Annotated in this window: 23 protein-coding genes, 1 tRNA gene and 1 pseudogene; 14 read left to right on the top strand and 11 right to left on the bottom strand. The window is 45.8% G+C overall.

The genetic code is table 11. The annotated features are described in order from the left end of the window. Positions 1 to 293 precede the first annotated feature (293 nt). The 3 genes from QD47_RS22585 to QD47_RS22575 all read left to right on the top strand — a co-directional run bounded on the left by QD47_RS22585 (position 294) and on the right by QD47_RS22575 (position 2,529). On the top strand, positions 294 to 947 hold the full coding sequence (locus tag QD47_RS22585) for a cell wall hydrolase (RefSeq protein WP_044648242.1): 654 nt from the start codon (positions 294 to 296) through the stop codon (positions 945 to 947). Between the two features lie 191 nt (positions 948 to 1,138). Next, positions 1,139 to 1,489 carry a hypothetical protein gene (locus QD47_RS22580; protein ID WP_044648241.1) on the top strand — a complete coding sequence of 117 codons (351 nt, stop codon included), beginning with the start codon at positions 1,139 to 1,141 and terminating at the stop codon, positions 1,487 to 1,489. 53 nt (positions 1,490 to 1,542) lie between these two features. Further along, on the top strand, positions 1,543 to 2,529 hold the full coding sequence (locus QD47_RS22575; RefSeq protein ID WP_044648240.1) for a ketoacyl-ACP synthase III: 987 nt from the start codon (positions 1,543 to 1,545) through the stop codon (positions 2,527 to 2,529). Between the two features lie 70 nt (positions 2,530 to 2,599). Here QD47_RS22575 and QD47_RS22570 read toward each other — a convergent pair. After that, a pseudogene (locus tag QD47_RS22570) lies at positions 2,600 to 2,767 on the bottom strand (excalibur calcium-binding domain-containing protein); the annotation flags it as partial. A 349-nt stretch (positions 2,768 to 3,116) separates the two neighbouring features. Here QD47_RS22570 and QD47_RS22565 point away from each other — a divergent pair. From QD47_RS22565 to QD47_RS22555, 3 genes are all read left to right on the top strand, one after another. Then, positions 3,117 to 3,665 (top strand): GNAT family N-acetyltransferase, encoded by a 549-nt coding sequence (locus QD47_RS22565; protein ID WP_044648238.1) that lies wholly within the window; start codon positions 3,117 to 3,119, stop codon positions 3,663 to 3,665. 133 nt (positions 3,666 to 3,798) lie between these two features. After that, positions 3,799 to 4,902 carry a glycerol dehydrogenase gene (locus QD47_RS22560; RefSeq protein WP_044648237.1) on the top strand — a complete coding sequence of 368 codons (1,104 nt, stop codon included), beginning with the start codon at positions 3,799 to 3,801 and terminating at the stop codon, positions 4,900 to 4,902. Positions 4,903 to 5,060: 158 nt separating this feature from the next. Then, positions 5,061 to 5,276, top strand: a complete 216-nt coding sequence (locus QD47_RS22555) for a hypothetical protein (protein ID WP_044648236.1) — start codon at positions 5,061 to 5,063, stop codon at positions 5,274 to 5,276. A 73-nt stretch (positions 5,277 to 5,349) separates the two neighbouring features. Here the strand turns inward: QD47_RS22555 and QD47_RS22550 are convergent, their stop codons facing one another. Both QD47_RS22550 and QD47_RS33780 read right to left on the bottom strand, forming a co-directional pair. Then, complete coding sequence (locus QD47_RS22550) at positions 5,350 to 6,381, bottom strand: glycosyl hydrolase (RefSeq protein WP_044648235.1); 1,032 nt, start codon at positions 6,379 to 6,381, stop codon at positions 5,350 to 5,352. Positions 6,382 to 6,556: 175 nt separating this feature from the next. Next, entirely contained in the window at positions 6,557 to 6,679 is a 123-nt protein-coding gene (locus QD47_RS33780; protein ID WP_268794267.1) for a hypothetical protein, read from the bottom strand. A 351-nt stretch (positions 6,680 to 7,030) separates the two neighbouring features. On the opposite strand from QD47_RS33780, the gene QD47_RS22540 reads away from it, so the two are divergent. From QD47_RS22540 to QD47_RS32620, 3 genes are all read left to right on the top strand, one after another. After that, positions 7,031 to 7,213, top strand: coding sequence for a hypothetical protein (locus QD47_RS22540; protein WP_044648234.1), 183 nt, complete (start codon positions 7,031 to 7,033; stop codon positions 7,211 to 7,213). Positions 7,214 to 7,268: 55 nt separating this feature from the next. Continuing rightward, complete coding sequence (locus tag QD47_RS22535) at positions 7,269 to 7,595, top strand: YnfA family protein (RefSeq protein ID WP_044648233.1); 327 nt, start codon at positions 7,269 to 7,271, stop codon at positions 7,593 to 7,595. A gap of 98 nt (positions 7,596 to 7,693) precedes the next feature. Continuing rightward, positions 7,694 to 7,846 (top strand): hypothetical protein, encoded by a 153-nt coding sequence (locus tag QD47_RS32620; RefSeq protein ID WP_200893493.1) that lies wholly within the window; start codon positions 7,694 to 7,696, stop codon positions 7,844 to 7,846. Between the two features lie 77 nt (positions 7,847 to 7,923). On the opposite strand, the gene QD47_RS22530 is transcribed toward QD47_RS32620, so the two are convergent. Next, on the bottom strand, positions 7,924 to 8,115 hold the full coding sequence (locus QD47_RS22530) for a hypothetical protein (RefSeq protein ID WP_044648232.1): 192 nt from the start codon (positions 8,113 to 8,115) through the stop codon (positions 7,924 to 7,926). A gap of 134 nt (positions 8,116 to 8,249) precedes the next feature. Further along, positions 8,250 to 8,408, bottom strand: a complete 159-nt coding sequence (locus tag QD47_RS22525; protein ID WP_013311032.1) for a hypothetical protein — start codon at positions 8,406 to 8,408, stop codon at positions 8,250 to 8,252. Between the two features lie 247 nt (positions 8,409 to 8,655). Here QD47_RS22525 and QD47_RS22520 point away from each other — a divergent pair. After that, positions 8,656 to 8,741 (top strand) — tRNA-Leu (locus tag QD47_RS22520). A 519-nt stretch (positions 8,742 to 9,260) separates the two neighbouring features. On the opposite strand, the gene QD47_RS22515 is transcribed toward QD47_RS22520, so the two are convergent. Further along, positions 9,261 to 10,646, bottom strand: coding sequence for a PTS transporter subunit EIIC (locus QD47_RS22515; protein ID WP_044648231.1), 1,386 nt, complete (start codon positions 10,644 to 10,646; stop codon positions 9,261 to 9,263). A gap of 258 nt (positions 10,647 to 10,904) precedes the next feature. Between QD47_RS22515 and QD47_RS22510 the strand changes: the two genes are divergently transcribed. Further along, on the top strand, positions 10,905 to 12,104 hold the full coding sequence (locus tag QD47_RS22510; RefSeq protein WP_044648230.1) for an enolase C-terminal domain-like protein: 1,200 nt from the start codon (positions 10,905 to 10,907) through the stop codon (positions 12,102 to 12,104). Between the two features lie 65 nt (positions 12,105 to 12,169). Here the strand turns inward: QD47_RS22510 and QD47_RS22505 are convergent, their stop codons facing one another. Further along, positions 12,170 to 12,877, bottom strand: a complete 708-nt coding sequence (locus QD47_RS22505) for a GntR family transcriptional regulator (RefSeq protein WP_044648229.1) — start codon at positions 12,875 to 12,877, stop codon at positions 12,170 to 12,172. Positions 12,878 to 12,984: 107 nt separating this feature from the next. On the opposite strand from QD47_RS22505, the gene QD47_RS22500 reads away from it, so the two are divergent. Both QD47_RS22500 and QD47_RS22495 read left to right on the top strand, forming a co-directional pair. Next, a complete protein-coding gene (locus tag QD47_RS22500; RefSeq protein WP_044648228.1) occupies positions 12,985 to 13,479 on the top strand; it encodes a PTS sugar transporter subunit IIA in 495 nt (164 codons plus the stop codon). Between the two features lie 315 nt (positions 13,480 to 13,794). Beyond that, the gene (locus QD47_RS22495; RefSeq protein WP_044648227.1) at positions 13,795 to 15,855 is read left to right on the top strand and encodes a glycosyl hydrolase 115 family protein; all 2,061 of its coding nucleotides are present in this window, start codon (positions 13,795 to 13,797) and stop codon (positions 15,853 to 15,855) included. Positions 15,856 to 15,912: 57 nt separating this feature from the next. Here QD47_RS22495 and QD47_RS22490 read toward each other — a convergent pair whose 3' ends face one another. Next, a complete protein-coding gene (locus QD47_RS22490; RefSeq protein ID WP_044648226.1) occupies positions 15,913 to 17,124 on the bottom strand; it encodes an MFS transporter in 1,212 nt (403 codons plus the stop codon). A 141-nt stretch (positions 17,125 to 17,265) separates the two neighbouring features. On the opposite strand from QD47_RS22490, the gene QD47_RS22485 reads away from it, so the two are divergent. Further along, on the top strand, positions 17,266 to 18,144 hold the full coding sequence (locus QD47_RS22485; RefSeq protein WP_044648225.1) for a LysR family transcriptional regulator: 879 nt from the start codon (positions 17,266 to 17,268) through the stop codon (positions 18,142 to 18,144). A gap of 84 nt (positions 18,145 to 18,228) precedes the next feature. Here QD47_RS22485 and glpK read toward each other — a convergent pair whose 3' ends face one another. From glpK to QD47_RS22470, 3 genes are read right to left on the bottom strand one after another with little or no spacing between them, the layout of a single operon-like run. Beyond that, entirely contained in the window at positions 18,229 to 19,746 is a 1,518-nt protein-coding gene (glpK, locus tag QD47_RS22480; RefSeq protein WP_044648224.1) for a glycerol kinase GlpK, read from the bottom strand. A 12-nt stretch (positions 19,747 to 19,758) separates the two neighbouring features. Continuing rightward, positions 19,759 to 20,694 (bottom strand): transketolase family protein, encoded by a 936-nt coding sequence (locus tag QD47_RS22475; RefSeq protein ID WP_044648223.1) that lies wholly within the window; start codon positions 20,692 to 20,694, stop codon positions 19,759 to 19,761. Between the two features lie 2 nt (positions 20,695 to 20,696). Further along, entirely contained in the window at positions 20,697 to 21,542 is an 846-nt protein-coding gene (locus QD47_RS22470) for a transketolase (RefSeq protein WP_023989376.1), read from the bottom strand. Positions 21,543 to 21,580 lie beyond the last annotated feature (38 nt).

The following is a 21,580-nucleotide window of genomic DNA, read 5'->3' as shown; positions in this document are numbered from 1 at the left end:
TGCATTCGCCCAATGTTGTGTGCAAGGATAGGGGCACTCGTCAGTCCACTAAGGCTAGCGTTATTTGTATGCGCAGTCATAGGACCAGAGCCGGATGATACGTAAATGCGGCTTGTGGTATACTGCAACGGACGTGTGAGAGCATCTTTGTCCGATTCCGTATGTAGCAACGCGTCATTTCCGCAGCTAGGCATAAGCTATAGCAGAAGAAACACATCGGATAAACGCCCCTGAGTTGTACAGGCCGGAGAGGTTGTACCGGACAGAACAAGAAAGAGGAGGTTGTCTGGAATATGAAAAAATTATCTATGTTGGTCCTGTCCTGCGCATGTATGCTGGGCGCTGTGTTGTCGGTTACGCCAGGACAAGTACAAGCGCAATCGTCAGCGTTGACGAAAGGGGCTCAGAGTGAGCAGGTGCTGAAGCTTCAACAGCAGCTTCATTCGCTCGGCTATTTCAAAGCCGGTTTTACCGGATATTACGGCTCTCTGACCAGTAAAGCAGTTGCCCGTTTCCAACGGGACTACGGCCTTACGCCCGACGGTGTAGCCGGAGCGGCAACGCAAGCCAAGCTGGATTCCTTCGGGAAGGTGCGTTTAACCGCCCTGGAGGAGCTGGCCCGGATTATTTATGCCGAGGCACGCGGGGAATCTTTTCAAGGGCAGGTAGCCGTGGGGGCGGTCGTATTAAATCGTGTGCAGTCCAATGAATTTCCAAGCTCGATTCCGGACGTTATTTTGCAGCCAGGCCAGTTCACCGCTGTACAGGATGGTCAATACCGCCTGAAACCGAACAAGACCGCGTATCGTGCGGCAAGACAGGCTCTTAATGGTGCTGATCCGACGAACGGGTCCCTGTTTTATTACAATCCGGCCATTGCCACAGCTAAGTGGAGCAAGAGCCGTCCGGCTGTCATTTCACTCGGCCGCCATACGTTTACAAATTAATTCAACGTAAGAACACGTCACTCGTCAGCCGCCAGTTGCTCCCTGTAGCCAGGAGCAGTGGCGGCTTTTTTTCATATTCACAAATTTGTAATATATTAGTGTCGATTTATCTATTTTAATATTAAAATTTCTACATATTTTTCCGATAATCTTAATAGACAAAAATATGAAATCAAAGGAGTCTTACTGAAATGAGTCAAAATCCTTACAGCATCGAAGTGGATCAAACCATTAAAACGGTACATATGGCGGTGAACGGTGTGTTTAGCCCGACTGAGTATGATAACTTTGTCAAAGAGTATGCATCCAAGACATCCTCCATTCAGTCATCCAGCTTTACGCTCAAAGTAGACTGCACCCAAATGGCACTGCTGGGCCCGGAAGAAGTAGAAAAACTGAAAGGTTCTTTTGTACGGTATAAAGAAACCGGGTTTGCCAAAGTGATTTTTGTTATCAGCCTGCAACAAACGATTATTAAAATGCAACTCGGCCGTGTAGCACGTGAAGCGGGATTAAATAACGTAGATGTCGTCGTACAATAATGCTCTGAAGCGGTGATAAACAGCGAGATGAATGTGTAAGGGGGATCCTGCTGATGAGCCACATTAGAATAAAGGCATTGGGTGTGTATCATCCGCCTCATTCGGTGGATAACGAATATTATATTCGTCATTTTGATGAACAGGGCAAAGATATTCGGCGCTTCATGGAGCATATGGGCAGGAAAAAGCGTTACATTATTGATAGCCCGCATGAGAACGGTTTGACGATGGGGATCGCGGCTGCCAAGAAAGCACTGGATCAAGCTCAAATGACAGGCTGTGATGTGGACATGATCGTGTTTTCCACCCAAGTCCCAGAGTCACTCTTCCCTATGAATGCCCTATTTATTCATCAAGCGATTGAGGCCAGACATGACGTGGTTGTCATGGATTCTAACGCGAATTGTGCAGGCATGACGGTGGCTGTCGATCAAGCCAGCCGATCCATGCTGTCTAGTCCTGACGTGAGGACAGCACTTATCATTGGTTCGGATTATAATTCACTTGTTTCTGGTCCTGAGGATGAAATTACTTATGCGAATTATGGGGATGCCGCTTGTGCGGTTATTTTGGAGCGTACAGAAGAGGATACAGGTTTTATGGATTCTATGTATTTTACGGACCCGGTCAACATAGATAAAATTTTGTACCCGGCTCAGGGATTAGCGGCAACACTCCAAGCAGATGCTCCGGGAAAATATATTCAGTGGCTTCCGTTTGACGCTAATATGGCCTTGCCCCCTACATTTGAGCTGCTTGAACGCATTTTGAAGAAGAACGGACTGGCGCCTCAGGATGTACGGGCTTATTGCCTGTCTCAGTTTTCCCTGGCAAATGTATTGAAGATTCAGGAGCACTTGAAGCTGGAGGACGCCCAAATGATCTATGTGGGTGATCGTTATGGCTACACGGGTACCAGTAGCCCGTTCATTGCCTTGTATGAAGGGATTGAATCCGGTCGCATCCGGCGCGGTGATTATGTGCTGTTCTGGACAATTGGAGCCGGATATCAGTTGGTTGCTATGCTTTATAAATATTAAGAAATATGAAAAAGACCTTGCGGCCGCAAGGTCTTTTTGTGCATTATACCCATTCAAATGTAATGAGAGATTATTTTTCGCAGGCAATTCCGTCATGATCACGGTCGAGTGCTGAGCGGTAGCCGGGATCACCTTTGTAGAGAGGTGCCTTACCTGCCTTTTTAACAGCTGTACAGTTTTTGTAATAGACGGAACTTTGCGTAGCTGATTTGTGGGATTTTTTTGATTTTTTGGCCTCTACGGTTGGGGCGAATTGAAAAGAAACGCTGAATACTAGAGCCGATGCCAGTGCGATGGAGACGATTTTGGATTGTTTGTTCATCCTTACTCTTCCTTTCTGTTCATGACTATAGTCCCGGTCCTTTATACAAATATGTAGGGATTAGACTGGTTATAGTCTATCAGAATCAGGAATATTTTTCTATAAAAAAGGATGAGTAGATAGTTTATGGCTATTTGTTTGTGTTTTGTCCGATTGTTTTGTAAAGTTTATACATTGAATTCCTGAGGGGGCTTATATTGCGGACGTTTAATAGCATAATAGCTAGAGCGAAAATGGGACAACATAAAACAGGAGATGGAGTGTCATGACAATCGAAAATTTATTTTATGGGGATCGGATTAAACTATCCGCTGTCAGGGAAGAAGATGCCGAAACGATGTTCAAATGGGGAGAGGATGCGGAGTATCTGCGTAATGTGGATACGGACCTGGCACTTCCTTATACGCTGAAGCAAATGGAATCGGAAGGTTCACCCAGTTCGAATGAGGTCTATTTCCGGTTGAGAACGTTAGAAGATGATGTCCTGATCGGATTTGTGGCCATTCACGGGATTGAGTGGAATAATCGGATCGGCCAGTTGGCGATTGGCATAGGCAATACGGACTACCGTGGGAAGGGATACGGTGCGGAAGCGGTGCGTCTCATTCTTCGTTATGCCTTTTACGAATTAAATTTGAATCGGGTAGGTCTGGATGTTATTGAGTATAATGAACAGGCCATTCGAACCTATGAAAAGGCGGGTTTCCAGCATGAGGGCAGGGTTCGTTCCGCTGTTCTTCGTGATGGCAACAGTTACGACCGTATTATGATGGGGATGCTGTATTCCGAATGGAATGAAAGCGTTAAAGTTTGAGAGATACACAATTTGTTCATAAAATATTCCATAAACAGTCTTTTAACAGGGTCAAAAGAGGTCTATAGTTAAGTTGTCACATACTGAGATACATAGTGTTTTCGGTGTGAGTCAAAGCTGAGGAGGAATTTACATGACAAACGTTGTAAGGTCTGTTACTTCACCCAAGAAATTTATTTCTGGCCAGAATCTGCTCTCGTCGTTAAATGACTACATTAAGGATTATGGCGATAAAGCCTTTATTATTTGCGATGAGTTTATACTTGAAAGGGCCCAAAAAGAAGCCGGCGCTTCTATTGAAGCGGCTGGCAATCAGGCCATTTTCGAGAAATTCCAATATGAATGTACTAAAGAAGAAATTGAGCGTAACCGGGAATTGGTGCGCAAACATAGCGCTAACATCATTATAGGAATCGGCGGCGGGAAAACGCTGGATACCGCTAAGGCAACGGCTTACTATGAAAAGCTGCCTGTCGTTATTTTCCCGACGATTGCTTCTACGGATGCCCCTTGTACAGCCCTTGCGGTTATCTACAAGAAAGATGGCTCCTTTGATGAGTATTTGTTCCTGCCAACCAATCCCGACGTTGTACTCGCAGATACGGGCATTCTGGCAGCGGCGCCTGCACGCTTCTTTGCAGCTGGCATCGGCGATGCGCTGGCTACTTATTTTGAAGCGCGGGCTTGTTATCAGTCCAATGGGGACAACCTCGTGCTGAACAAGCCTTCCACCACAGGGCTGGGGCTTGCCCGTCTCTGTTATGATACATTGCTGGAAAATGCCGTGAAAGCCAAGCTTGCGGTGGATCGTAAAGTATATACTCGTGCGGTGGAAGATACCATTGAAGCGACAATTTATCTGAGTGGTGTTGGTGCGGAATCAGGTGGTTTGGCAGCAGCTCATGCGATTCATAATGGCATGACGGCTGTTCCTTCACTGCATAAAGCACAGCATGGCGAGAAGGTCACATTCGGCTTGCTAACTCAGCTAGTGCTGGAAAATGCACCGAAAGAAGAACTGGAAACGGTCATCAAACTGGTTAAGGACGTAGGTCTTCCATTGACACTTCGTGATCTGGGTGTAGAGGAGTTTGTCGAGGCTGAATGGCGTCAAGTAGCCGAAGCTGCCTGTGCATCGAATGACACGATGGTCAATATGCCGTTTCCGGTCAGTCCTGCTGACGTGTACAACGCCATCATTGCGGCGAATGCGATTGCAGAATCCTATCAGGGATAGTTTTTTCCCTAAAGAACGAAAATATCTTTTGCAAAAACGGGTCTGTCATATTACTGGCAGGCCCGTTTGGTTTAAACGCGGACTTATATCATATCTTATTCTGACCGATATACATGTAACAGATGAAATTAGGAATGGTTACAGCAGGAGGAGATTTGATGTTGGTACATGGTAAAACACGAAGAGGCAGCTTGTACATCCATATGTCCAGCGGTTTTCACAAAATTGGAGATTATCGGGAAGAATATTCAGTAGCGCTGGGAGATCGACTGATGTCGAGACTGACCAAGCGGATCTATACCATTGTATCTGTGCATCTCGGTGAAGAGGCGTATGCCGATGTTGATCTGGAAGAAGTGATTAGAAATAGTTAAGCGCTTGGCTTGGTTAGACTCAAAAAAGCTTCAATTTCACTCATAGAGGGAAGTTGAAGCTTTTTTTGTTATTTCAGCGCAGGGCCTCGTTGAGAAGGTCCCGTGTGATAATATTATTTTGATTCATAAATGTTCTGATCGCTGATTGCGAATTGGTTGTGGATAGTTCCTTTCCCCATGTCATGGCATAAGCCCAGGTGGGTTGATTTTTTAGCACATTGGCGCTCGGCAGAATATTACTTTCTCCAATTCCAATCGGCTTGCCTTGTGCTAGCTTGAGCAGTCCGGTGTAATAAGAGGCTTTGTAATCATTATTGTAAATGTCAGCTGCGAGAATATCCACTCTGTTTATGCCTGGAAAAGTCCCATTGTACGGTGTGCTGTATGCGTTCGGTGCATTCGGACTCCATACCCATAACAGATTATCTAGATGATGAACATTAACGAATCGGTCATACATCACATTCCACAGTTTGGCGTAATTTTGTTTGTTCCCCCACCAGAACCAGCTGCCGTTCATTTCATGATAGGGTCTCCACAAAACAGGCACATCTGCATCCCGCAAGGTTTTGAGGGAGAGTGCAATCTCATCTATATCGGCAATCAGCTGTCGATATTGCGGGGTACCCGGCGTGATGTAGTGATTAAATTCAGCCTGACTAAGCTTGGTTTGCACGTTTTTCCACGTTTTGGGTTTACCTGGTAACGCCTGATGAAAGGTAATAGCTACAATTCCGCCGGACTGGCTCCACTGAATAGCACTGTCCACAACACGCTGACGTTGCTCTTGTAAGGCTGCGTGGGACTGATTGGCTAATCCTCCAAACTCATAGCCATGGAGTCCTGCATATTGTCCGCTGATTTGTTGTAACTTGTTGTTTTGTTCATCCGGTGCTTCCAAATAATCATGCTGCCCGGAAATTAGCGTACCCTCCGGCACATTGGAAAGGTAGGTGAGTAGTTGCCTTGCTTTGGCAGAGGCCTGGGGATTAACAGGCGGAGCGGCATCAGCTATAATGAACGATTGCTGAGAGACACTGAATAGTAAAACAAGTAGTAGCAGTAGCACCTTTTGCAACCAAAAGCGTATTGAGTGAGATTTCATGGCGCTCCTCCTTTGATGACAACATGATGAAATTACATTTTTTCTTTGCGTTTTCTCAGTTGGATACATGCGCTAATGAGGATTATTAGCAAACAGAAGTAGACCAACCAGTTCGGTTCCTGTGAATATATCCAGTCTTTTGCCAGAAGGAAGCCGGAAATCAACGCAAGCAAACCTATGATAAGAACCATTTTGGTTTGCGCTGGACGGCGGCTACGTGTATGATGCCCAGAACGATGGCTGCCTGGAGTAAAAACATGCCCATTAACATTAAAGTAGCTAGAAAGATTGGGGACATCGGTATCCTCCTCCTAAATTACAATCAGATTATGCAGGTTGTAACCGGGATGCGGATTCATGGATGTGAATTCAATATAGGTAAGTAAGTAGTTGTACTCTCGTTACAATCTAATTAAGTTGACTAAATTATACCATAACTACCGTCCTGCAATAAAAGGTGTCAAAATACCTACTCTGCCTTGATTCGCCATCGTACGCTATATTCAGTGAAATATTGACACATAGTTGTACGCTTCATAAATATGCAGGTGCAGTGGGAAATATACAGTAAGCATGAGTATAAAATCAACGCGAAATCAGCGGAAAATTTTGGTATCATTAAGGTGGTATTGTTAAGGAGGCCATTCACATGAATGAAGATAACCGACCGTTTTCTAGCCCTGTAGATGCTGAAGGAGCCAAAGCGAATTTTGATGCGAACCAGCGGAAGCTTCACTCTGAGGGAGCCTCTGGTTTATGGCGTCAGGTCAGCAATCTGCTTATTCTGGTTGGCGTGATCGCGTTGATTATTATTTTAGGTCGAGTGCTCTAAGGATAACATCTAAAAATAAAGCCAAGAAGATTAGAAGAACAGGGGTGCGAAATTGATGTTAAAGGCAGCGTTACTTTTTATTCTGGCTGGCATAGCCGAAATTGGGGGAGGGTACTTGATCTGGCAGTGGCTGCGTGAAGGGAAGACATGGTATGTCGGACTTTGCGGCGGGGTGATTTTGGCTGTCTACGGAGTCATTGCGACCTTTCAGGTTTTCTCCTCCTTTGGGCGTGTGTATGCAGCATACGGGGGTGTCTTTATAGTCCTTTCCATTGCATGGGGATGGTGGATTGATAAAAAGACACCTGATTTGTACGATATCGTGGGTGGATTGATTTGTTTGGTCGGAATAGCAGTAATACTTTTTCCCCGGACTGGATGATAGGACAAAAAGCCCTTTTTTATTTTTTTGGAAAACATGACTATTGATCTACATAAATGAGCTTCATATTCCGAAATAGAACTTAAGGAGGGGGTTCTATGAACTGGAATCAAATGAAGCTTAGAATGAAATTTGGCCATGCTGTACCGAAAAGTGAAGGGAATTTTTCAGTAGGCATCGTATGGGGAATCCTGATTAGTGTTGTGCTTTGGGTCTCGATTATTGGCTGGTTTATGCTTATTTTCAAGTGATCTCTAGGAATCACTGTATATAAGGTTGCTTGGTTCAATGTTGTTGTTTGAGTAACCCATGCCTTATGACCCATGTTTTAATCTGTAAAATCGTTACGCAGCTTGTTCAGGCCACGGCCCACAGCTTCTTCAATCATATCTGTAGCAGCAGGAGTATCGGCATCGAGGTCAGGGATACGATTAAAACCTGGCTCGCGCTGATCTAACGACTGTTCATGTTCGACCTGATCGACGGTGCGATTCATTTCTTCCCTAATGTTTTCTTTCATAATACATCACACGCTCCTTTACGAGTGCAAGCATATTGTACGCTTTATATAAACGTTAACGCTCAAGGCAGCTAAAGCGGCTATAATAATAAAGCCGGGGAGGAAATAGCTCCCGCCCGGCACTTCCCAAACGACTAGCGATGCTCAATCAGATCAATCGCTCCCAGAACAACATGAGCCAGTCCGAAACCGAGAATGCCTGTAGCCGCAAGCTTGTACTTACTGCTCAGCAACACAGCGCCTGAAGCCGATACTACCGTTCCAAGAACAGCTGGAATCATACCTTCACGCATTCGTAACACCCCTTCTGGTAGTTTGGAAAGACGTTTATTAGTGTAATTCAAAAGCGCCCAAGTTATGCAGAAAAGAAATTTTATTATTTTAGAAAAAAATACTTTACAACTTGATGAAATTGTCGTATTATATGTTGGTGCCCATTAAAACGATATTTACATAGCGAGAACCATTTTGTACATAAGCTGGATGTTTCTCCGTTACTTGCAAGATAAGTAAGCATGAAAATAGCGTTCCTAAAATTATGCCGGGGTGGCGGAATTGGCAGACGCACAGGACTTAAAATCCTGCGGTAGGTGACTACCGTACCGGTTCGATCCCGGTCCTCGGCATTAGTATGCTTTACCACGGTCACATCAGAGTTAAATGAACGAAAATAACGAGAGGTCCTGTGTACCTGCGGAGTATTCCGTTTTAGGTACACAGGACCAACGAAGCGCCTCACCGTTACTATCCGGAGGGGCGTTTTTTGTTTTGTCAAGATTACGGAGTATTAATCTGAACGCGGGCAACGAGACCAATAGGCGACAATTATTTAATAACCATCTGGTTACTGTAAAGAAACAAAAGACAGAGTGCCAGCAGTTCGGTCGATGTTGATGTGCTGACTGTGATATTAGCTGCACCTAACGAAAAAACGTTTGTTGATCTTCGCAACTAAACGCCCATGCTCGTGACGCTGGATACTGGCACACGTCCATTAGAGGGCGCAAAAAACCGAATACGGGCAACAAAGAAAGTAACAGAAGGGCCTGACAACACTTATACAGGTAGTCAGGCTCCACTCATTATCTTAGATACTTTTAAACGATTCATTGAGCTTAAAAAAGCTTGGAAGCCGTGACAAACGATTATTTGAGCTGCGTAGGTTCATTTGCTCTCGCAACATCTACTTTGCTTAGAAACAGATAACAAATTGTAAAGGAGAGCGCGACAGCAATGATCATTCCGGAAATGGCATAGATAAAGTAGGGCCCAAAGTAAGCGGGAATGCTAAATATACTGGATAACACATACCCATACAATCGGACACCGAAAAAGCTGATAAAAGCCGAAGCAACTGAACTTGCGACGATGGCGGCTAGAAAAGCTTTTTTGTACTTGGCCAGAACACCGAATAAAGCGGGTTCAGTAATTCCCAAAAGACCGGAGACGGCGGCTGAAACAATAATAGATTTTTCTTTAGGTGTGTTTACCTTGTAATACACTGCAAATGTTGCGCCTACGATTGAAAAGTTAGCCATACACATCATAGGCATTAACATATCGTAACCTTGTGTTGCAAAATTCTGCAAAGCAATCGGAGTCATTGCATGATGCATGCCAGTAAAGACAGCCAAAGGTCGAATCGCACCAACAACAACGCCAGCAAGGATGGGAGAGATACTGAATAAGCCTTGAACAAGCCAAGCCAAGCCATTGCCTAGGTGAATGCCAATGGGACCGATAACGGATAATGCCAGGAAGCCCGAAATAAACAAGGTTAACGTTGGCGTAACTACGGTTTTTAACACTTCTGGCATAAACCTGTTGACGATTTTATGAATATGGCTCATCGCCCATACGGCAAAGATAATCGGGATTACTGTACCGGTGTAGTTAAATACTGGGATAGGTATAAAGCCTAAAAACTGAAACGAGGAAAGTTCCCCGGCCTTGGCCGCGTCCACCATCGTTGGAAACATAATGGTAGCAGCGATTGCTATCGCTAAATATTCGTTGGTTTTGAAAATTTTAGCCGCCGAGGCTGCCAGGAAAAACGGTAAAAACGTAAATACTCCGCTCGCCATCATGTTAATGATCTGAATGGTTTCGCTTTGATCCGAGATGATATGGAGGGCGGTCAACCCTGCGATAAGTCCCTTGATCAATCCTGCCCCGGCAATAGCTGGAACGATAGGCCCAAACACGCCGGATACAATATTCATGAAGAGTGTAACAAACCCCTTCTTTTTTTCACCGCTTGCCTCATCTTCCTTTTGAACATCCGTTAGCTTTAATTCACTGGCCAAAATATTAAAATATTCCGCGACTTTAGGACCAAGAATGATTTGGAATTGGTCATTATTAAACTGCGCGCCCAAAACCGGGTCCAATTCCTTAATTTTCTCTATGTCCACTTTGTTTTTATCTTTTAAATCAAACCTGAGTCTGGTCATGCAATGCCAAGCGTTTTGAATATTGCTTTCTCCTCCGACCCCATAAATCATGTCTTGTACCGCTTTCACTTTGTTCATTAAAATTCTCCTGTCCTAGGAATATAAAGTATTGGTTCCGTTTACATTCTGAATGGTATCACAAAGGTCTGTCGAATAAAAGCAGTCCAAAATAAGCTTTGTTTTATGAAAAAACCTTGATATATAAGGATTTATTGAACTTTTTCTGATGAATTGGTCTGGTTTTTTTTAATAATCAGACAATTTACCCAGCCAAATTGATTCTGCATTTCAAACATGATTCAATAAACCTAGAAATTCTTAGAAAAGAGGAGAAATATGAACCCTTCCATCATCACTAATGTGGAATGTTTTGTGCTTAAACCTGATCGACATAATCTGGTGGTTGTCAAAGTAACTACAGAGAATCAAATTATAGGGTATGGCTGCGCTACTTTTCAGCAGCGCCCGAAAGCCGTTCAGCTCATCGTCGAGGAGTACCTCAAACCTATATTGATTGGAAGAGATGCCAATAATATAGAGGACTTATGGCATATGATGATGGTCAACTCTTATTGGCGTAATGGTCCCGTACTAAATAACGCTATTTCTGGAGTAGATATGGCTTTGTGGGACATTAAGGGTAAAATTGCCGGCATGCCCTTGTACCAGCTGTTTGGAGGCAAATCGAGGGATGCGATACCTGCATATACTCATGCGGTTGCGGACAACATCGAGGATTTGTACCGAGAGATTGATGGTATTCTTGAGCAAGGATATAAACATATTCGGTGCCAACTTGGCTTCTATGGGGGGAATCCTTCGCACTTGCACGCTCCGGATTACCCTACCAAGGGGTCCTATTATGACCAAGACGAGTATATGCAAACCACCACCAAGATGTTTGCTCTATTAAGGTCAAAATATAATGACCAGTTTCATATCCTGCATGACGTGCATGAACGACTTTTCCCCAATCAAGCCGTACAGTTTGCAAAAGACCTCGAATGCTATAAACCGTACTTTGTTGAGGACATTTTACCGCCGGATCAAAATGAATGGTTAAGTCAGATACGTTCCCAAACTTCAACTGCAATAGCCACCGGGGAACTGTTCAATAATCCTTTAGAATGGAGAAGCCTTATTGTCAACAGGCAGATTGATTTTATTCGCTGCCATGTATCTCAAATTGGAGGGATCACGCCTGCTCTTAAGCTCGGAGCCTTATGTGAGGCATTCGGAGTTAGAATTGCTTGGCATACACCGTCAGACATTACTCCTATTGGAATCGCCGTTAACACTCATCTTAATATTCACCTACACAGTGCCGCGATCCAAGAGAATATTCCGATTAAGGAGAACACACGCAGCATCTTTACGCCCATCATAGACGCTAAAGACGGATACATTTACCCTCTTGAACTTCCGGGCATCGGCGTGGAATTCAATGAAGAACAGGCGGAAAATTATCCGGTGGAATACAGGATGCACGAATGGACGCAGGCGAGATTGCCAGATGGAACACTTATGACCCCTTAAAACAAAAATACTCCAGCATATAGGAACCCTTATGCTGGAGAAGCTGCCGGTTTAGGTGAATGCTTCTATAAATTTCTTCTTTTGTGATGCTCATTATTGAAGGCTGTCAAATACGTACATTTATAGTCAATGGCTACGATTTCGCTTATCTCAAAGATAATCCCATTATTAAGTATGCCTCGGCTTGATATTTTCATCGCTGGGCTCTTTCTCTTTTGTTGCAAGAGCATAGCCTGTTCTTTATTAAGTGCGATTGCCTCATAGGTATTTAGGTAATGCGAAATCGTATATTTATGTTTTTTCACATAGGATTGAATGGAGTGTTCGGCATCCGTGTGGGTAAGGAGTGGAAATAAAATAACAGGTAATCGGGACAACTCTAACTGCATCGTTTGATAGTTAACGATTCTTAGACGTTGATATACCCATACCTCATCGCTGCTTGTTATTCCAAAAATCTGTTGGTCCTCGGGAGTAGCGGGTTGCTTTTGCAACTCGATTACTTTGGATTTTATGTTGGAGTATGGGTTCTCAGTTAAAGAGTTATAGATGAGTGGACTGGTCTGAATATTCTTTCCTATGAAGATGCCTGATCCTTGAACGACTTTAACCAAGCCCATGTATTTTAATTTTTTGATTGATTCATGGATGGTGTATCGTGAAACATTATACTGCTTCGCGAGTTCTCTTTCCGTCGGCAGTTTCCAGTCAGGATAATGATTTTGATAGATTTTGCTCAATAAATCGTGAATTACAAATTCCTTTTTGTTCACTAATAAGCCCCCTAGTCGTTGGTTCATTGATATTTTTATCATACTGTTATAGCAACTATTATCAAGTGATCATATTAATTATGAGATAGAGGTAGGAGGAATTTCTTATGTTTGGAAGCAAGAAAAAAAATACAGATTTGTCTTTTTTGGAAATATCATCTCCAGTATCTGGCCAATTTGTGCCTCTTGATAACGTTGAAGATGAGGCGTTTTCCACAAAGGCTATGGGAGAAGGGTTTGCAATCCTCCCGGACACGGGTAAGGTTATTGCTCCGTTTGACGGCATAATCGCTCATATTATGGAGAAAAGTAAACACGCTATTTTGATTCAGCACCAAACGGGCACGCAACTATTGATTCATGTGGGTATGAATACGGTTTCTCTTAAAGGCGAAGGCTTCAAAACGCATGTCAAAAACGGGGATCGGGTCAAAAAAGGACAGTTGCTGCTGGAATTCGACATAGACAGGATTCGTCAGGCCGGATACTCTACCGTGACGCCTATCATTGTTCCGAATGGTCAGGACAATGTCAAGCGAGTTGAAGTGGACAGTACCCTCTGTAAGCCTTTGGAGGATACGGTTTTACGGGTCTACTTCTAAATCGGTTATACAATGCCAAACCTGTATATATAACGTTAGAAGCTGTAGCGAGATAATTTATCTTAAAAATCCCTTGTTTACTGCTTCTCTTGATCCGCTTGTTTTGAGATGGAGTGTCATTCTAATAGGATAAGCAATACTCTAACCAATCTTCATGTCCCGTTGGATCACAGGCTATGATGGAAAATGTAATCATAGTCTGATCCTTTTGTATGATTGAGCAATATTAGTAATATCAAGACTATCTAAGTATGCCACCAACCTATAAAATAAAAGTAAGAAGAGTCTTCATTGTTGAATAGGAGATGATAATACATGAAACCCTGTGAACCTCTGATCATTTCAAATGAAAGCGGATACAATTTTCAAGCTGTCGGAAGTATACCGATTGCCCACGCTTGGAGAATGATTGTGCGAGATCATAAGCAAGTGTTTGGCAGAGAGCCGCTACAAACAGAAGAAGAGGCCGCAATCATTATTCGTTATGCGCAGGAAGAGGATGATTGCCCACAGTGGCCAGAGGGCTATTGTCTGCGTTTTGTTGCTGGTGAGAAGGGAACGGTACTACATATCATAGGCCGTGATGAGCTGGGGATCATTTATGGGCTGCTTCATTACAGTCGCTTCGTTTTGGGTGTGGAGCCATTCTGGTTCTGGGCGGAACTCTCTCCGACCAGACGGGATGCTATAGTTCTGCCGAGCCAGGATTATGATAGTGCACCGTCCAAGGTTCGCTATCGGGGCTGGTTCGTCAATGATGAGGTCTGCTTGATTGGCTGGAAGGATGATTATCCGCCGACGGAACAGGTGTGGGAGCCCGTTTTTGAAGCATTACTACGCTGCGGTGGCAACATGGTAATTCCGGGGACGGATTTACCGCGTACAGGTATCCATCATAAGCTTGCAGCAGAAATGGGATTATGGATTACTCACCATCATGCCGAGCCGCTGGGTGCGGAGATGTTTTTGCGTGTTTTTCCGGGTAAACAGGCCAGCTACAAAGAGCATCCCGAACTGTTTGAACAGCTATGGCAGGAAGCGATTGAACGGCAAAAGGGAGAGAAAATTGTATGGGTATTGTCTTTTCGTGGGCAGGGAGACAAGCCTTTTTGGGAAAATGATCCTTCCTTTAATACGCCGGAGAAACGTGGACAATTAATATCTTATGTGGTTTGCAAGCAGTACAGTATGATCTGCGAATTTGTGGAGCAGCCCGTTTGCAGTATGGCGATGTATGGCGAGATTGCCGAGTTATACAAGCAGGGTCACATTGAAGTCCCCGAAGGAGTGATTAAAATATGGGCGGACAATGGTTACGGTAAAATGGTATCCCGGCGCCATGGGAATCTCAACCATCGTGTACCCGCATTGCCCGAGGTGGGGGATGAAGGCAAGAACGGTGTATATTATCATGTGACCTTTCACGACTTGCAGGCGTCGAACCATCTTACGCAATTCCCCTCCTCAGCCGAGCTGATTGTGGACGAATTAACGGCAGCATTTGCCGCAGGAGCAGACGAGTATCTGTTGGTCAATTCAGGTAATATTTTGCCACATTTATATACTCTGGATTTGGCAGCGAATTTATGGACGTATGGTAACGTGGATGCTGAACAGCAGCTTACTGACTTTATCGGGCGGTTGTACAGTCGTCAGCATCAAGAGATTTTCCAATTATACCGGGATTATTCCCGTTGTACTATTGTTTATGGCCCGCATAAGGATGATCGGGCGGGGGAGGAATTCTATCACCATCCGGCACGGCAAATGATGGGCTTTTGGCTGCAAGGTAAAGAAGGCAGTGATGAACGGCTGTGCTGGGCTGCTGGAGAAGGACCTTTTCCTGAGCAGGTACGCTGGTTCAAGGAAAAAGCCGAATCGGCAATCTCCGGCTGGGTTGAACTGCGAAAGCGGTGTCTGCGAATTATGAAACAATTGCCTGAAGACGAATGTCGCAGGCTTTATAATCAGCTTCTTGTGCAGATTGAATTGCATCTGAGCGGCTCCCGTGGGCTGGCTGACATCTGCATTGCTTACGGGTTATTTCTTGAAGAAGATTATCCACGAGCATTTGTACAAGCTTCGCATGCAGTTTGGAGCTACCAGATGGGTAAAGAAGCGCTCTTGCTCGCAGGAACTGGAAGATGGGAGCATTTCTACTGGGCGGATTGGTTGACTAATCTTGATAACACCATTTCTCATGCGGACACGGTGCGGAGATTTCTCCGGATTCAGGGAGATAGTCCCGATATGTTCCTGTGGTACAAACAATATGTAATGCCGGAAACAGAGAAACATATCTACCTGGAAAATACGCATCGCAAGCCGCTACCCGATGATGAATTGGCACGCTGTTTGGAGAAGGTGCTATATTAGAGGACTCGGTCCCAGTAAAAGAACCTTCCGATCCATACCGTTTCTTGAGTTTCAGGTCTACTCATATCTTCTTGCAGAAAACCCGTGTTCCTTGGCAATCCACGAAATGACGAAGGCAAGAAGCATAAGGATAAGCAACGTCCACGGAAAAGAGTGAACCCCAAGCGTCTCTAAAAGAATTCCGCCAAGCAAGCCGCCCCCGCCAATGGCCAGATTCCAAGCGGTTACAAGCATAGACTGAGCTACATCTGCACTCTCGCCTGCCGCTTCGGCCAATGCGGTCTGTAATAAGGTAGCGGCACCGCCGAAGGTCAGTCCCCACAGGGCAACACTTAAATACACGATGGCAGGTTGGTGACTTCCGATTCCTAGTGCCACAGCAGTTACAGCAAAGCCAAGGGTACTCATGAGTACCAATAGACGCAACCAGCGGTCGATCAATGCCCCGACCAATCCAATTCCGGCAACCGAAGTTATCCCGAAAATAAGCAGCACCACATCCGTTCGGGAGGCCAGTCCAGCCTGACTCAAATAAGGAGCGATATAGGTGTACAGAATATTATGCGCAAGTACCCAAACCAAAACGACAAGTAAAATGGAACGAACACCGGCAATCGTGAAAACCTTACTCAGAGGTAGTCGCTGATGGGAAGCCTGTCCGGGAAAATCCGGAAGTTTCCAGAGTACCCAGACGACTAAGACTACCGCAAGAAAGGACATGGTACCAAAAACCGTTCTCCAGCCAACAAGCGCACCGAGGAACGTTCCTAACGGAACGCCGAGGGCAAGAGCCAGCGGGGTTCCTGACATGGCGACAGCCATGGCGCGTCCTTTTAGTGCATCCGGAACCATTCGCCGGGCATAGCCAGCAAGCATCCCCCATAACACACCAGCGGCTACGCCTGCAAGGAAACGGGCAGCCAGCGTCAAGATATAGTAAGAAGACAGTGCCGTAATGGTGTTAAATATGAGAAAGCCAATGATACAGAGCAATAATAAAGGCCGTCGTCGCCAGCCCCGTGTTGCGGCAGTCAACGGGATTGCGGCAGCGAGCGAACCTAGAGCATACAACGTGACCAATTGGCCAGCCAAAGCTTCCGATATTCCCAGTCCTTTGCTGATTTGTGGCAATAGACCAGCGGGAAGCGTTTCGGTGAGAATACAAATAAACCCGGTCATAGCAAGCGCCAGTAACCCGCCCCATGGAAGTCCTTTAGATAAAGCTGTATCTCTGGTAGTGCGTTCGGTAAAATTCAGATTTGAATTCATATTCCAATCCCCTTCTAATCAAGCATTACATCTGCTCATAAGGAGCGGAGCAGGAGTTGTTTTTTATCATAAGGTATGTTTTGATATAACTGAAATACTATTATTTCATATAGGGAATAACCGTATGGTTATAAGGGGTATATGTCTGTGAATATGAATCATCTTGAAGTGTTTATGAAGGTTGCGGAGAAAATGAATATGACGGAGGCTGCTAAAGCGCTGTTTATTTCCCAGCCTGCGGTTAGCAAGGCTTTGATCCAATTTGAAAATACTTTGCAGGTAAAATTGTTTATTCGCGACAAGCAGAATGGACTCGTACTGACCGAAGTGGGAAAAGAAATGCTGAGTCTGGCCAGACAAATGAAGGAAATCGAAGATAAAATGGTTCAGCTTGCGTGTCAGGAGAATAAGCTTTTACGTGGTAAAGTAAAAATAGGCTCCTTCCCAGCAGCCTCTACGAACTTGCTTCCAGAAGCGATCTGCTTATTCCGCTCCCAATACCCCGATGTCACTATTGAACTGATGGAAGGAAACTCGAATCAAATTAAACAATGGGTGGAGGATCGCACTGTTGAAATTGGAATAGTAGCTTCTCCATTCGATCATTATGACGTCCATATTCTTGAACACGATTCCATGGTTGCCATCATACCGGAGAATCATCCATTGCAAGCAGAACACGAGGTTTCTCTGGAGCAGAACAGGAACGACCTTATCTTCTGTAAAGGAGGACATGAATCTGCTGTATTAAACACCTTGCATGAGCAGCAAATTCCTTTCCAGGAGAGTCTCACGGTCCAAACGGCCGAAACGTTAGTCCATATGGTCCAAAAAAAGCTGGGCATCGGCATTATATCGAAGTTTACGCTTTCCTCGGTGTCCCATTCACTAATCGTTAAAGAGATTATTCCTCGGATTACGCGGGATATCGGAATTATCGCGCATTCCTTTGATGAAGCGACCCCGGCAGCCCGTGAATTTGTAAAAGTATTGGGTCAGTTATATCGTTCGAGTGAGTAATTTAATAACAGGGCCTTTGTAAAAGCAAGGGCCCTGTTGTATGGTTTGTTTTGGGAGATATGAGGAATGAAGTATAGAGTTTATTTATAAAATGGGAGATTCATGCTGTTGTTGCACTACAGACTGAACAGCCCGCTGCCAGCCAGCATAATATTTCTCTCTGGTAGCGTCATCCATCTTTGGTTCATATGCTTCATACATTTTAAGATTGGAAGCGATTTGATCTGGATCGGACCAAAAGCCTGTGCCGAGCCCACCGAGATAGACTGAACCCATGGCCGACAGCTCGGCACATGTGGATCGGGTCACAAGGTTGCCCAGAATATCGGCCTGAAATTGCATCAGCCAAGTGTTGGAGGAAGCCCCGCCGTCCGTGCGCAGGCCGACCAACTCAATCCCGGACTGTTCCTGAATAAACTCTATAGCGTCCCGTACTTGGTAAGCGATGCTCTCCAGCGCAGCCCGGACAATGTGTCCTTTGCCAGTTCCACGGTTCATACCGATAATTGCCGCCCGGGCGTAGGGATTCCAATAGGGAGCGCCCATTCCGACAAAGGCAGGCACAAGATAGACGCCATCGTTTGCAGGAACGCTTTCGACTAAGCGCTGCATTTCCTCAAAGGTAGAGAACAGTCCTAAGTTGTCCTGCGTCCATTTGATGCTGTCACCTGTTGTCCGGATGATGGCTTCAAGTGCATACGTAACAGTTCCGCCGGCCCCCCAGGCGATAGCGGTTACAAGTCCGTCACCGCCATCCACCGGATGATTCCCTACGTTCATTAATACAGAGGTGCCCGTGCCAAAGGTTGCTTTGGCTGTTCCGGGCTTGAAACACAGATGCCCATACAATGCCCCTTGTGAATCCCCAATGACGCCCGAAATCGGTATTTTCTCATTGAAAAGGTCGCAATCTGCCGTATATCCGAAAATAGCGTCGGATGGTTTAACCTCGGGCAGCAGGGAAGAAGGAACGGAAAACAACTGAGCAAGCTCTTCATCCCACTCCAGTGTGTGGATATTGAACAGCGATGTACGGCTGGCATTTGTATAGTCGGTTGCATGGTTTTTGCCGCCGGTAAGCTTCCAGACTAGCCAACTGTCCATGTTCCCTGCAAGCAGCCTCCCTTCAGCCAGCAGGTTGGCAGCTCCTTCCGCATGTTCAATGATCCACTTGAACTTGGCAGCGGAGAAATAAGGGTCAAGCATAAGCCCTGTTTTGGCGTGGATGGTGCTTTCGTGGCCAGCTTGCTTCAGCTCGGCGCACAGGTCCGCCGTACGCTGGCATTGCCAGACAACAGCATTATATATTGGCTGACCAGTCGCCTTATCCCACACCAGTGCCGTTTCGCGTTGATTGGTGATTGTCAGCGCAGCTAGCGCGGACGGGGGAACGCAGGCTTGCTCCAATACGCTGCGGGCCGTTATTTTGACATTTTCATAAATTTCGAGCGGATCATGCTCTACCCAGCCGGGATGGGGGTAATATTGCTTATGCTCCATCCCGCTGCGGGCGATTACTGTACCCTGATGGTCTACAAGGAGTGCTTTGGTGCCTGAAGTACTCTGGTCGATGGCCAATATATATTGTTGATTGTGCTCCATATGCTTCGCCCTCTACTTATTAATCAATTCGAATGCAATTTGTTTGATATTGTCACCCGTAATGCCGTAGTGGTGGAAAACTTCCGCCGATTTACCGGCAATCGCCGGCTCATCAGGGATGCCAAGCACTCTCATAGGAACCGGGTGATTCTGCACAACAACTTCTGCCACGGCTGCGCCGAGACCGCCGTAAATGCTATGTTCCTCAACGGTTATGATGCGTCCAGTTTCACGTGCAGCGGTAATGATCGCCTCTTCATCCAGCGGCTTGATTGTATGCATGTTGATTACCCGGGCGGATATGCCTTCGTCGTTGAGTGCCTTGGCGGCATCGAGTGCGATTCGCACGGTTTCACCGACACCAATAATTGTAATGTCGTTGCCTTCTCTCACAGTTATAGCTTTGCCTATTTCGAATGGGTAATCATCGGTTTCGTAAACGTCCTCAACGGGATTACGCCCGATTCGCACGTATACGCCGCCGTCATATTTTACAAGCGCTTCGGTCAGTTTCTTCGTTTCGTGACGATCAGCAGGCAGGACAATCGCCAGTCCCGGAATTGCCCGGGCTACTGCGATATCCTGCACGGAGTGGTGTGACATGCCAAGCGCCCCGTAGCTGACGCCTCCGCTAATGCCGATGAGCTTCACATTTGTCCGCGAATAAGCAATGTCAACTTTGACTTGTTCAATACTGCGCATACTGAGGAAGCAGGCTGGTGAAGTCACAAACGGTTTTTTGCCGCTGTGGGCCAGGCCTGCAGACATGCCTACGATATTCTGTTCGGCAATGCCGACCTCGACGAACTGCTCCGGGAACGTATTGGCAAAGGGGGCCATTGCAGCAGAACCGCGCGAATCGCTGGCCAGTACCATGATATCACGGTCATCTTTGGCCAACTCCAGCAGTGTGTCACAGATTACTTGGCGATTAGGAATTTTATTCATGCTTAATGCACCTGCCCTTTCTGCGTCAATTCTTCGATCGTTGCCTTTAGCTCTGTGAGAGCCAGCTCCAACTCTTTATCATTAGGCACATGGTGATGCCATGCCGGGACATTTTCGGCGAACGATACGCCTTTGCCCTTGGTGGTATTGGCCATAATTAACGTTGGCTTTCCCGCTACTTCAGGGGCGGACCTGAATGCCTTAAGCAATTCTTCCATATTGTTGCCGTTGATAGAGACGACGTTCCAGCCGAAGGCAGTCCACTTCTCTTCCAGCGGCTCCAGTCCCATGACTTCTTCGGTAGCACCGCTGATCTGGAGTCGGTTGCGGTCGATAATGCCGATCAGGTTATCCAGCTTATAATGAGAGCCTGCCATAGCGGCTTCCCAGTTGGAGCCTTCGGCCTGTTCGCCGTCTCCCATTAGACAAAATACACGGTAAGGACGGTCATCCCGCTTGGCAGCTAGTGCCATGCCTACGGAAATGGGCAGGCCGTGGCCGAGGGCCCCGGTGTTCATTTCAATCCCTGGAACCTTGTTGTTCGGGTGGCCAATGAGTCGGGTACCGAACTGGCTATAGGTCTCCAGCTCTTCTTTTGGGAAAAAGCCCCGGTCGGCCAGAATACACCATAGAGATTCTACGGAATGCCCTTTGCTGGCGATAAAGCGATCACGGTCATCCCATTTTGGATTAGCAGGGTCAACGTTCATGATTTCATAATATAAAGCCGTTAAAATGTCTGTATTGCTCAGCGATCCCCCCGTATGTCCCGTTTTGGCGCGGTGAATGATGGTTAGCAGGTCCATGCGGATTTGTGCGGCTTTGACTTTCAGTTCCTGGATTTCCATAATGTCCTCCTCAAGATAGATATTATAGGGATGGGCTT

The organism is Paenibacillus terrae, from assembly GCF_000943545.1.
In the GTDB taxonomy this organism is placed as follows: domain Bacteria; phylum Bacillota; class Bacilli; order Paenibacillales; family Paenibacillaceae; genus Paenibacillus; species Paenibacillus terrae_A.
This window is presented reverse-complemented; position numbering and strand designations above follow the sequence as displayed.

Excerpts from the sequence above, each read along its gene's own strand:
- QD47_RS22495 (WP_044648227.1), top strand. The coding sequence starts at position 13,795 with ATGAAACCCTGTGAACCTCTGATCATTTCAAATGAAAGCGGATACAAT.
- QD47_RS22580 (WP_044648241.1), top strand. The coding sequence starts at position 1,139 with ATGAGTCAAAATCCTTACAGCATCGAAGTGGATCAAACCATTAAAACG.
- QD47_RS22565 (WP_044648238.1), top strand. The coding sequence starts at position 3,117 with ATGACAATCGAAAATTTATTTTATGGGGATCGGATTAAACTATCCGCT.
- QD47_RS22470 (WP_023989376.1), bottom strand. The coding sequence starts at position 21,542 with ATGGAAATCCAGGAACTGAAAGTCAAAGCCGCACAAATCCGCATGGAC.
- QD47_RS22575 (WP_044648240.1), top strand. The coding sequence starts at position 1,543 with ATGAGCCACATTAGAATAAAGGCATTGGGTGTGTATCATCCGCCTCAT.
- QD47_RS22510 (WP_044648230.1), top strand. The coding sequence starts at position 10,905 with ATGAACCCTTCCATCATCACTAATGTGGAATGTTTTGTGCTTAAACCT.
- QD47_RS22490 (WP_044648226.1), bottom strand. The coding sequence starts at position 17,124 with ATGAATTCAAATCTGAATTTTACCGAACGCACTACCAGAGATACAGCT.
- QD47_RS22585 (WP_044648242.1), top strand. The coding sequence starts at position 294 with ATGAAAAAATTATCTATGTTGGTCCTGTCCTGCGCATGTATGCTGGGC.
- QD47_RS22560 (WP_044648237.1), top strand. The coding sequence starts at position 3,799 with ATGACAAACGTTGTAAGGTCTGTTACTTCACCCAAGAAATTTATTTCT.
- QD47_RS22530 (WP_044648232.1), bottom strand. The coding sequence starts at position 8,115 with ATGAAAGAAAACATTAGGGAAGAAATGAATCGCACCGTCGATCAGGTC.
- QD47_RS22485 (WP_044648225.1), top strand. The coding sequence starts at position 17,266 with ATGTCTGTGAATATGAATCATCTTGAAGTGTTTATGAAGGTTGCGGAG.
- QD47_RS22525 (WP_013311032.1), bottom strand. The coding sequence starts at position 8,408 with ATGCGTGAAGGTATGATTCCAGCTGTTCTTGGAACGGTAGTATCGGCT.
- glpK (WP_044648224.1), bottom strand. The coding sequence starts at position 19,746 with ATGGAGCACAATCAACAATATATATTGGCCATCGACCAGAGTACTTCA.
- QD47_RS22515 (WP_044648231.1), bottom strand. The coding sequence starts at position 10,646 with ATGAACAAAGTGAAAGCGGTACAAGACATGATTTATGGGGTCGGAGGA.
- QD47_RS32620 (WP_200893493.1), top strand. The coding sequence starts at position 7,694 with ATGAACTGGAATCAAATGAAGCTTAGAATGAAATTTGGCCATGCTGTA.
- QD47_RS22475 (WP_044648223.1), bottom strand. The coding sequence starts at position 20,694 with ATGAATAAAATTCCTAATCGCCAAGTAATCTGTGACACACTGCTGGAG.
- QD47_RS22500 (WP_044648228.1), top strand. The coding sequence starts at position 12,985 with ATGTTTGGAAGCAAGAAAAAAAATACAGATTTGTCTTTTTTGGAAATA.
- QD47_RS22550 (WP_044648235.1), bottom strand. The coding sequence starts at position 6,381 with ATGAAATCTCACTCAATACGCTTTTGGTTGCAAAAGGTGCTACTGCTA.
- QD47_RS22535 (WP_044648233.1), top strand. The coding sequence starts at position 7,269 with ATGTTAAAGGCAGCGTTACTTTTTATTCTGGCTGGCATAGCCGAAATT.
- QD47_RS33780 (WP_268794267.1), bottom strand. The coding sequence starts at position 6,679 with ATGTCCCCAATCTTTCTAGCTACTTTAATGTTAATGGGCATGTTTTTA.
- QD47_RS22540 (WP_044648234.1), top strand. The coding sequence starts at position 7,031 with ATGAATGAAGATAACCGACCGTTTTCTAGCCCTGTAGATGCTGAAGGA.
- QD47_RS22555 (WP_044648236.1), top strand. The coding sequence starts at position 5,061 with ATGTTGGTACATGGTAAAACACGAAGAGGCAGCTTGTACATCCATATG.